The 10642-nt window shown below is 71.1% G+C and carries 7 protein-coding genes, 1 tRNA gene and 1 riboswitch; of the genes, 5 read left to right on the top strand and 3 right to left on the bottom strand.

Annotation, left to right across the window (positions count from 1 at the left end):
• Nucleotides 1–143 precede the first annotated feature (143 nt).
• A complete protein-coding gene (locus ACFV1J_RS38080) occupies nucleotides 144–959 on the bottom strand; it encodes an SAM-dependent methyltransferase (protein WP_385866179.1) in 816 nt (271 codons plus the stop codon).
• Nucleotides 960–1484: 525 nt separating this feature from the next.
• On the opposite strand from ACFV1J_RS38080, the gene ACFV1J_RS38085 reads away from it, so the two are divergent.
• The gene (locus ACFV1J_RS38085; RefSeq protein ID WP_385866181.1) at nucleotides 1485–2303 is read left to right on the top strand and encodes a class I SAM-dependent methyltransferase; all 819 of its coding nucleotides are present in this window, start codon (nucleotides 1485–1487) and stop codon (nucleotides 2301–2303) included.
• 314 nt (nucleotides 2304–2617) lie between these two features.
• Nucleotides 2618–4318 carry a beta strand repeat-containing protein gene (locus tag ACFV1J_RS38090; protein WP_385866183.1) on the top strand — a complete coding sequence of 567 codons (1701 nt, stop codon included), beginning with the start codon at nucleotides 2618–2620 and terminating at the stop codon, nucleotides 4316–4318.
• A gap of 98 nt (nucleotides 4319–4416) precedes the next feature.
• Here ACFV1J_RS38090 and ACFV1J_RS38095 read toward each other — a convergent pair whose 3' ends face one another.
• Complete coding sequence (locus ACFV1J_RS38095; protein ID WP_385866185.1) at nucleotides 4417–4959, bottom strand: DUF6314 family protein; 543 nt, start codon at nucleotides 4957–4959, stop codon at nucleotides 4417–4419.
• A 229-nt stretch (nucleotides 4960–5188) separates the two neighbouring features.
• Between ACFV1J_RS38095 and ACFV1J_RS38100 the strand changes: the two genes are divergently transcribed.
• From ACFV1J_RS38100 to ACFV1J_RS38110, 3 genes are read left to right on the top strand one after another with little or no spacing between them, the layout of a single operon-like run.
• The gene (locus ACFV1J_RS38100) at nucleotides 5189–6658 is read left to right on the top strand and encodes an aldehyde dehydrogenase family protein (protein ID WP_385866186.1); all 1470 of its coding nucleotides are present in this window, start codon (nucleotides 5189–5191) and stop codon (nucleotides 6656–6658) included.
• Nucleotides 6655–8265: an APC family permease gene (locus tag ACFV1J_RS38105; protein ID WP_385866188.1), complete on the top strand. Its 1611-nt coding sequence runs from the start codon at nucleotides 6655–6657 to the stop codon at nucleotides 8263–8265. The genes ACFV1J_RS38100 and ACFV1J_RS38105 overlap by 4 nt, the downstream gene beginning before the upstream one ends.
• A 14-nt stretch (nucleotides 8266–8279) precedes the next feature.
• Nucleotides 8280–9842, top strand: coding sequence for a GMC family oxidoreductase (locus tag ACFV1J_RS38110; RefSeq protein WP_385866190.1), 1563 nt, complete (start codon nucleotides 8280–8282; stop codon nucleotides 9840–9842).
• Nucleotides 9843–9902: 60 nt separating this feature from the next.
• Nucleotides 9903–10076, bottom strand: a riboswitch (TPP riboswitch).
• A gap of 143 nt (nucleotides 10077–10219) precedes the next feature.
• Here ACFV1J_RS38110 and ACFV1J_RS38115 read toward each other — a convergent pair.
• A tRNA-Leu gene (locus ACFV1J_RS38115) sits at nucleotides 10220–10307 on the bottom strand.
• Nucleotides 10308–10642 lie beyond the last annotated feature (335 nt).

Raw genomic sequence — 10642 nt, forward strand, 5'->3', positions numbered from 1 at the left:
GGGCCCCCGGCGGGTTTGCTGGGGCTTGGGTCTTGCGCGTACAATTTGTTTTGTTTCTGCGCTTTATTTTCGTTTACCCGGCGCGGGGGGGGGGGGCCCCCGACCAACCCCCCCCCGCGCGTCGTCGTCCGGGCCCCGGTACGTCAGAGCTTGCGGGCGACGCCGCCGTACTCGATCCACTCCAGGGTGAGCTGTTTCGGGCCGAGGTCCGCGTCCGGCTTCCAGGTGGAGACCTCCACCAGCCCGGGTTCCAGGATCTCCAACCCGTCCAGGAATCCGGCGAGTTCATGCGCCTGCCGGACCCGTCCCCACTGGCCGTGGGTCTGCTCGGCCATGAAGTTCGTGACGAAGTCACGGGTCGCGGCGTCCTCGCTGACCAGCTGGCACACCACCAGGAAGCTGCCCGGGGCCAGCCGGTCGGCGACCCGCTTGATCAGCCCGCCGGGGTCGTCGGAGTCCGGGATGCAGTGGAGCACGGAGACGAACAGCGCGGCGACCGGCCGGTCGAAGTCGATCAGCCGCGCCACCTCCGGATGGTCGAAGATGCCGTCGGTATCCCGCATGTCGGCCTGGATGACCGCGGTGTTGTCGTTCTCCTCCAGCAGGGCCCGGCCATGGGCCAGCACGATGGGGTCGTTGTCGACGTACACCACCCGGGCATCCGGGTCGACGCGCTGGGCGACCTGGTGGACGTTGTCCTGGGTCGGCAGGCCGGAACCGTGGTCGACGAACTGCCGGATGCCGTGTTCGGTGGCCAGCCAGCGCACCACCCGCTGCAGGAAGCGGCGGTTGTTGAGCGCCAGCACCTGGGTGCTCGGGACGACCTTGCTCAGCTCTTCGCAGGCCGCACGGTCGACGGCGTAGTTGTCCTTGCCGCCGAGGTAGTAGTCGTACATCCGCGCGACGCTCGGGATGGTGACGTCGACGGTGCTGGACTGCGCTGCTGATTCTCGGCTCATTCGACACTTTCCCGTCGCTTCGACAGCCCTCGGCCATGGCACGGCGATGGCGCCGGTCCGTGTCGGAACGACCACGCCGCGCAGTCCAACATACCTAGGGAGTGGCCCCTGTTGCAGGTGAGCGACGAGGTTCTTACGACTCGTCAGTGGCGCCCGACTCCGACCTGCGGGCGCACACCGCGCCGTTGATTCCGGCCCGCCGCGGCCGCGGCCCGCCGGCCGACCCGAACTCGCCGCAGGCGCCCGAGGAAGGCCGGTCCCAGGCATTCAACCCCGTTGGTTTCCGGCCGAGTTGACGGAGGAGGCGCGACGGGGATGGGCGCCGGCCCGGGGCCGGGTGGCCGTCCTGGAACGGACCGCGGCGCACGGTTCCGGCCGTCGCTTCTGGTGGCCCTTCCGCGCGGCCGGTAGAAGGGGGGAATGACCGTCGTGACGAGTACATCCGGGGACAGAAGTGAGCAGGGGGACGGGGGGCCGATACCGCCGCGGCCGACAGCGGACCGGTCGGCTCCCGGCGTCGAGGAGATGATCCGCGCCAACCGGGCCAACTGGGACGCCCGTACCCCGGTCCATGTGGCGAGCGAGTTCTACGGGCTGGACGGTTCGCGGACCGCCGAGCACTGGTTCGCGCCGTTCGAGTGGGCGGACCTGGGCGAGCTCGCCGGACGGGACGTACTGCACCTGCAGTGCCATCTGGGCAGCGAGACGGCCGCGTTCGCCGACCGGGGTGCGGCGCGCACCGTGGGCCTGGACTTCTCGGCCGCGGCGGTCCGGGAGGCCCGGCGACTGGCCGGTGGGACGGGCCGGGACATGGAGTTCGTACGGGCGGATGTGCACGACGCGGTCTCCGCGCTGGGCGGCCGCCGCTTCGACGTGGTCTACACGGGCAAGGGCGCGCTGTGCTACCTGCCGGACCTCGCCGCGTGGGCGGGGATCGTCAGCGCCCTGCTCCGGCCCGGCGGGACGTTCTACCTGGTGGAGTTCCATCCCCTGCTGGACGCCCTCGGACCGACGCCGGACCCGGAACGTCAGGACCTCCGGCTGCGCCATGACTACCTCGGCGGGCGCGGCGCCCTCCGCAGCGATACGCCGCACACCTACACCGACGGGCCGCCGGTGCGCGGCGCCACCACCAGTTACGAGTGGCGGCACGGCATCGGCGAGGTGATCACGGCCGTGACCGGTGCCGGCCTGACCGTCCAACTGGTCCGGGAGACCGAGCTGTTGCCGTGGAAGCGGTTCGACGCCATGGTGCCGGCCGAGAACGGCTGGTGGCGGCTGCCACCGTCGGAGCCGTTCATTCCGCTGCTGTACGCCCTGCGGGCGGTCAAGCCGCACGACTAGCGGCGGTCACCGAGCCGAAGCCCTTTACCCCACTGGGCACCTTCCGTCGTCACGGACACACCGACGCACGCTCCGCCATTCGGGTTGCTTCCTGCCCCAACCGTAGTCCCGCGTGCGGCCGGTCACTTCACTGAGTGGTACCGACGGTGGGTGCCCATCCCCTGGCGGGGACCACGGACGGCTGCCTGCACGATGCAGTCCGCTGTGCTTTCAGGGCACCCCCGGCAGGAGAGCGCGATCGGGCACAGGGTTCTGACTGTGCCGCGCGACGGCCCCACCTCCTCAGCGGAGCCTTCGAAAGGGGCTGTCCAAACATGGCGCTCATCCTCACTCTGACCCCGTCGACCGTCGCAGCGGGACAGACGTTCCAGGCCACGGTCACCGGTGCCACACCGGGCGAAGCCATCACCGTCACGTACGACGCGCAACCGGCGGTGACGGTCACCGCCGACGGGACCGGTAGCGCGACGTTGACGTTCACGGCGACCACCTCGGGGTTGGTGGTCGCCACCGGCCCGACGAGTGGTACCGGCGTGGCCACGCTCACCGTGACCACGTCGAACTGTGTGGTCACGGTGTCGTCCACGCCCGCCAACCCGACCGCCGGCCAGCCCGTCACCGTCACCGCCACCGTCACCTGCAACGGAGCACCGGTCGCCGGGGCGTCGGTGGTCTTCGTCGGGAACGGCAGCCTCTCGCTGGGCGCCGGCACCACGAACGCCTCCGGACAGGCCAGCGTGACCACCACCGCGCTGCCGGCCGGATCCAACGCCGTCGTCGCCACCGTGGTCTCCGCCAACACCACCTGCACCTGTGTCGGCGTCACCGGCACCGCGACCGTCAACGTCACAGCGGCGACCAACTGCGTGGTCACGGTGTCGTCCACACCCGCCAACCCGACCACCGGCCAGCCGGTCACCGTCACCGCCACCGTCACCTGCAACGGCGTCGTGGTCCCCGGCGCGGTGGTCAACTTCACCTCCTCCGGCGGCAGCCTCCAACTGGGCACCAGCACCACGAACGCCTCCGGACAGGCCAGCGTGACCACCAGCGCGCTGCCGGCCGGCGCCAACGTCGTCACCGCCACCGTGGTCTCGGCCAGCACCACCTGCACCTGCGTCGGCGTCACCGGCACCGCGACCGTCAACGTCACGGCGCCGACCAACTGCGTGGTCACGGTGTCGTCCACACCCGCCAACCCGACCGCCGGCCAGCCCGTCACCGTCACCGCCACCGTCACCTGCAACGGCGTCGTGGTCCCCGGCGCGGTGGTCAACTTCACCTCCTCCGGCGGCAGCCTCCAGCTGGGCACCAGCACCACGGACGCCTCCGGACAGGCCAGCGTGACCACCAGCGCGCTGCCGGCCGGCGCCAACGTCGTCGTCGCCACCGTGGTCTCCGCCGAGACCACCTGCACCTGCGTCGGCGTCACCGGCACCGCGACCGTCAACGTCGGAGCCGGTTGCGTCGTCACGGTGACCTCGACACCCGCCAACCCGACCGCGGGCCAGCCCGTCACCGTCACCGCCACCGTCACCTGCAACGGCGTCCCGGTCCCCGGCGCGGTGGTGCTCTTCACCTCGCCCAGCGGCATGGTGGGGGTCGGCATCACCAATGCCTCCGGACAGGCCAGCGTGACCAGCACGTTGCCGGGCGGCAGCACCGTCGTCACCGCCACGGTGCTCTCCTCCAGCGGCCCCTGCGCCTGCACCGGTGTCTCCGGCACCGTGACGGTGAGGGTCACCGGCCTGACGGCGAAGCCGGCCTGCTACGCGCTGAACTTCCCGCCGGTGCCCTGGGCGTTCGCCCACGCCACGTTCAGCGTGAGCGGTGCGACCCCCGGATCGACGGTGACCTTCGCCGTACTGGGAGGCACCGTGTGCACGGCCGTGGCCGACGCGAGCGGTAACGCCACCTGCACGGGCAACCTCACCGCCACGCAGGTGCTGGCCTCCACCTACACCGCAACCAGCGATGGGGTGACCGTCACCGGCAGCCTGAAGGCCTGTCTCTGACGGACAGCCGGACACCACAGCCGTCCCCCGTATCGCAACTACGGGGGACGGCTGCTTGCCTCAGGATAGGACCGGGAAGTACGCCCTGACCGCCGGACTCAGTCCGCCACCCGTCGGTACACCGTGCGCAGCAGTTGCCGTTTGGCCGGGCCGGTGACCCGCCACTCCAGGTGCCACTCGTCCGCCGAGCGCACGGTGAAGGTGCCCTCGTAGCGGTCCTCGGCGCAGGGGTGGACGGCGGTCCAGCGGCCGGTGGTGAGGTCGAGGTCGTGGAAGGGCCGGCCGTCGGCGAAGTCGATCGCGGCGCCGCCGTCGGGGCGGGGCCGCAGCCGCAGCGTCCGGCTCGCCGGGTAGGCCGTACCGTCCCAGGTCAGCTCGCCCTCCTCCATGTGCAGCAGCGCGCCGCCGGCCGGGTCGGGCCGGAAGTCGGCGGTCCCGTGGAAACGGCCCTCGGTGCCGGTCCACAGGTCGTGCACGGTGCGCTCGATGCTCCAGCGTCCCGAGAGGTACCCGGCGACATCGGGGACGGGGTGGAGCGGCCCCTCGTGCGGGCCCTGCCGGGGCCGCTGCTCCCCGGGCGGGTCCTCCTCAGGCGGGTCCGGAGCCTGTCGCTCCGTGTCTGCTGGCCGTGCGCTGGACATGCCCCCATTCTCCCGTCCGCCCGCGCCGTCACCCCATCGGGCCCACCCGGCTCCCCGCCGTTCCCCGCCGGCCCTCCGTACCGTGCGGACCCGCGACGGCGGTCTTACGCTCGGTGCAGTGATCGTCACGGAGGTGGCGCGGCGGCCGGACGGTGGCCCGGCGCCCCCGGACCGTCCGCCGTGCCCCGCGCTGCCGCCCGTAAGCGCCCGGAGACCGAAAGGCACCACCATGCCGGAGCTGTTCATCGGCGGTCAGTGGACCGCAGCGGCCGACGGGCAGGTGCGGGAGATCCGCTGTCCGGCGGACGGCACGCTGGTCGCGACCGTCGACGAGGGCGGGCCGAAGGACGCCGCGGCGGCGATCACCGCGGCCCGTACCGCCTTCGACGACGGCCCTTGGCCGCGCACACCGGCGGCCGAGCGCGGCCGGCTGGTGCTGCGCGTCGCCGAGTTGCTGGTGCGCGACAAGGACGCGCTGGCCAGGGCGGAATCGCTGGACACCGGCAAGCGGCTGGTGGAGAGCGAGTACGACATGGACGACATCGCCAACTGCTTCCGCTACTTCGGCAGTCTCGCCGCGGCCGGCGGCACCGACCGGGTGGTGGACACCGGGATCGCGGAGACCGACAGCACGGTGCGGCACGAGCCGGTCGGGGTGTGCGCGCTGATCACCCCGTGGAACTATCCGCTGCTGCAGACCGCGTGGAAGGTCGCGCCCGCGGTGGCCGCCGGCAACACCTTCGTGCTCAAGCCCAGCGAGCTCACCCCGCACACCGCCGTCCACCTGATGCGACTGCTGGACGAGGCCGGGCTGCCGCCCGGTGCCGGCAACTTGGTACTGGGCACCGGCCCGCTGGTGGGCGCGCCGCTGACCGAGGACCCGCGGGTGGACATGGTGTCGTTCACCGGCGGGCTGCTCACCGGCCGGCGGATCATGGCCGCGGCGGCGCCCACGGTGAAGAAGATCGCCCTGGAGCTGGGCGGGAAGAACCCGAACATCGTCTTCGCCGACGCGGACTTCGACACCGCGGTCGACCACGCCCTGATGGCGGTCTTCCTGCACTCCGGACAGGTCTGCTCGGCCGGCGCCCGGCTGCTGGTCCAGGACGATCTGCACGACGCGTTCGTCGACGAACTGGTCTCGCGCGCCCAGCGGATCCGGCTGGGCGGGCCGTTCGACGAGCACGCCCGCACCGGCCCGCTGATCTCGGCCGCGCACCGGGCCAAGGTCGAGGCGTACGTGGCGGCCGGGCTCGACGAGGGCGCGGTGCTGCTGTGCGGCGGCTCGGCGCCGGACGACCCGTCGCTGGCGAACGGCTACTACTACCTGCCGACGGTGCTGGACGAGTGCACCCCGGACATGTCGGTGATCCGCGACGAGTCGTTCGGGCCGGTGCTGACCGTCGAGCGGTTCCGCGACGAGGACGAGGCGGTCTCGCTCGCCAACGACACGGTCTACGGCCTGGCCGGGGCGGTGTGGACCCAGGACGGCGAGCGTGCGCACCGGGTCGCCGCGCGGCTGCGGGCCGGGACGGTCTGGATCAACGACTTCCACCCGTACGTGCCGCAGGCGGAGTGGGGCGGGATGAAGCAGTCGGGCGTGGGCCGGGAGCTGGGGCCGGCGGGGCTCGCGGAGTACCAGGAGGCCAAGCACATCTGGCGCAACACCGCACCACGGCCGCAGAGGTGGTTCGAGTGACCGGGACCGGCCCGGCCCGCCCGGAGCCCGGGAACGAGCACGCTCCCGCGGACGAGCACGCGCACGACGACGCCGAGCTCGCCGAACTCGGCTACCGGCCCGAACTCAAGCGCACCCTGGGCAACTTCCACACCTTCGCCGCCGGGATCAGCTACATCTCCATCCTGACCGGCACCTTCCAGCTGTTCTACTTCGGCATCGCCCACGGCGGCCCGGCCTACTGGTGGTCCTGGCCGATGGTGTTCGCCGGCCAGCTGATGGTGGCGCTGTGCTTCTGCGAGCTGGCCGCCCGCTACCCGGTGGCCGGTTCGATCTACAACTGGGCCAAGAAGCTGGGCGGTCCGCACATCGGCTGGCTCGGCGGCTGGCTGATGCTGACCGCGTCGATGGTGTCGCTGTCCGCGGTGGCGCTGGCCTATCAGGTCACGCTGCCGCAGATCTCCTCGTGGTTCCAGTTCATCGGCGACGGCACCGGGAAGTCCGCGGCCGCCAACGCCGTCCTCCTCGGCACCGTGCTGGTCGCCTTCACCACCCTGGTCAACGCCTTCGGGGTGAAGCTGATGGCCCGGATCAACTCCGCGGGGGTGGCGATCGAGCTGATCGCCGCGGTCGTCCTGGTGCTGCTGCTCGCCGCGCACGTCACCCGCGGTCCGAGCGCGGTCACCGACACCTTCGGCCTGGGCCAGGGCGAAGCCCTCGGCTACTTCGGCGCGTTCCTGACCGCGTCCCTGGCCTCGGCGTACGTCATGTACGGCTTCGACACCGCCTCGTCGCTCGGCGAGGAGACCAAGGACCCGGGCCGCAACGCCCCGCGCGCGATCCTGCGGGCCCTGATCGCGTCCTTCCTGATCGGCGGCCTGATCCTGCTCTTCGCCCTGCTGTCCGTACCGGACCTGCACGCCAAGGAGCTGTCGGTGGACGGCCTCCAGTACGTGGTGCTGGCCACCCTCGGCTCGACGATCGGGCAGATCGTGCTGTGGTGCGTGGTCATCGCGATCACGGTGTGCGAGCTGGCGGTGCACACCGCGGGCATCCGGCTGGCGTTCGCGATGGCCCGGGACAACAATCTGCCGGCCGCCTCGCTGCTGGCCAAGGTCAGCCCGCGGTTCCAGACACCGGTGCTGCCCGCGATCATCATCGGCCTGGTGGCGATCGGCATCCTGTTCCTCAACGTCAACCAGCCGCAGATCTTCTCGGTGATCACCAGCATCGCGATCATCATGATCTATCTGGCGTACCTGTCGGTGACCCTGCCGATGCTGGTGCAGCGGCTGCGCGGCAACTGGACACCGCTCCAGGGCAAGTTCTCCCTGGGCAGGTTCGGGCTCCCCGTCAACGTCCTCGCGGTGCTGTGGGGGCTGGGCATGTCCGTCAACCTCGCCTGGCCGCGCGCCGCGGTCTACAACGCGACCGGCCCGCAGCACTGGTACCTGCGCTGGGGCGCGTTCCTGTTCATCGGCGTCGTCGCGCTCGGCGGCTTCGCCTACTACTGGTTCGTCCAGCGCAAGAAGACCGGTGTGCTGGCCATGCACGCCGCCGAGCTCCCCGACGACACCCTGCCGGGCGGCCCGGGTGGCCCGGGCAGCCCCTCCTCCCCCTCCCCCTGACTGGAGACGGCCCGATGTCCCAAGAGATCCCCGCGGACGAGTTCGACTACGTCGTGGTCGGTGGCGGTACGGCCGGCGCGGTCGTGGCGGCCCGGCTCAGCGAGGACCCCGCGGTCACCGTGTGCCTGCTGGAGGCCGGCCCGAGCGACGTCGACGACGACAACATCCTGCGGCTGGACCGCTGGATGGGTCTGCTGGAGTCCGGCTACGACTGGGACTATCCGGTCGAGCCGCAGGAGAACGGCAACAGCTTCATGCGGCACGCCCGCGCCAAGGTGCTGGGCGGCTGCTCCTCGCACAATTCCTGTATCGCCTTCTGGGCGCCGGCCGAGGACCTCGACGAGTGGGCCGTACTGGGCTGCGCGGGCTGGCACTCCCGGGACACCTTCCCGCTCTTCCGCCGCCTGGAGAGCAATGACGCGCCCGGCGACCACCACGGCCGCACCGGCCCGGTCACCTTGCGCACCGTCCCGCCGCGCGACCCCTGCGGGGTGGCCCTGCTGGAGGCGTGCGCGGCGTACGGGATCCCCACCACGCCGTTCAACACCGGACAAACCGTCGTCCGCGGCGCCAACTGGTTCCAGATCAACTGCCGCCCCGACGGCACCCGCGCGTCCTCTTCGGTGTCGTACCTGCACCCCGTCATGGGCACCCGCCGCAACCTGGACGTCCGCACCGGACTCCAGGCCAAACGGCTGACCTTCGACCCGGACCGCCGGTGCACCGGGGTGGACTACCTGTCCCCGGACCTGATCCGCACCCACGGCGTACGCGCCCGCCGCGAGGTCATCGTCTCCTGCGGCGCCATCGACACCCCGAAGCTGCTGATGCTCTCCGGCATCGGCCCGGCCGACCACCTCCGCGACGTCGGCGTGGACGTGCTGCTGGACTCCCCCGGTGTCGGCGCGAACCTCCAGGACCACCCGGAGGGCGTGATCATGTGGGAGGCCAAGCAGCCGATGGTCACCTCGTCGACGCAGTGGTGGGAGATCGGCATCTTCGCGGACACCGAGCCGGGCCTGGACCGCCCGGACCTGATGTTCCACTACGGATCCGTGCCGTTCGACCTGAACACCTACCGGCGCGGCTACCCCACCTCGGAGAACGCCTTCTGCCTCACCCCGAACGTCACCCGCGCCCGCTCGCTGGGCACGGTGCGCCTGCGCACCCGGGACTTCCGCGACAAGCCGAGGGTCGATCCGCGCTACTTCACCCACGAGCACGACGTCCGGGTGATGCTGCACGGCCTGCGGCTGGCCCGCGAGATCGTCGCCCAGGCCCCGATGGCCGACTGGGCCGGCCCGGAACTCGCACCGGGCCTCTCCGCGCAGTCCGACGAGGAACTGCTGGACTACGTCCGCGCCACCCACAACACCGTGTACCACCCCGCCTGCACGGTTCGCATGGGCGCCCCCGACGACCCGGCCGCCCCGCTCGACCCGGAGCTACGGGTCAAGGGCGTCACCGGTCTGCGGGTGGCCGACGGCTCGGCCATGCCCTTCCTGCCGGCCGTGAACCCGTGCATCACCACGATGATGATCGGCGAGAAGTGCGCCGACATGATCCGCGCCACCTGACCCCACCCGCGCGCCCGAGAGCCCCCGCTGCGCGCAAGCCCCCCTCTACGCGCACAGCAAAGACCTACGAGGTGGGCTCCCTTCGCCGGCATTGTCCGGATCAGGTGCTTGGGGGTCGCCGTCCGGTCCGCATGACCTTTCAGCCTCTCAGCCCGACCTTCACTCGCAGTCCTCGGCGAGAACCGAAGTCCTCGTTGCGAGGTCCGCTCCAATCGGACTCCCTCGCTCGCCCCGTAGGTCGGTCTTCAGGATACAACCGACCAAAGGGGATGGAACAGGCCTGGAGCAGATTTTTCAGATAATTTCCGACATCTTCCGCGAACGCCCCCGACATGCAAAAAACCCCTGGTCAACCAGGGGTTTCCAGGGGTTCTCAGTGGTGTCCGAGGGGGGACTTGAACCCCCACGCCCGATAAAGGGCACTAGCACCTCAAGCTAGCGCGTCTGCCATTCCGCCACCCGGACTAGGTGTGATCTTCGCGGGGCGTTCCCCGCGGCGACGTGCACAACCATACCAAGCTTTCGCAGTGCCTTTCACCTGCGCTTGGCTGACCTCCCACGTACCCGCCTGCGGCGCCGCGGGGCTCGCTCACCGCTGCGCTTGGCGGCGCCCCGCACGTACCCGTCTTTCCCGCCGCGGGGCTTCTCGCCGTTGCGTGCTTTGCGGCGCCGCGTACGTTGTCGGCCGTCCCGCCATCGGGGTTGCTCGCCGTTGCGCCTGGCGGCGGGCGTGGTGTTTTTGGGTGCGGTGACAGCCCTACAGACTTCGTCCTCCGGTCTGTCCCCTCCCGTTGGTGGGT

Source organism: Streptomyces sp. NPDC059649 (assembly GCF_042734445.1).
Taxonomy (GTDB): Bacteria; Actinomycetota; Actinomycetes; order Streptomycetales; family Streptomycetaceae; genus Streptomyces.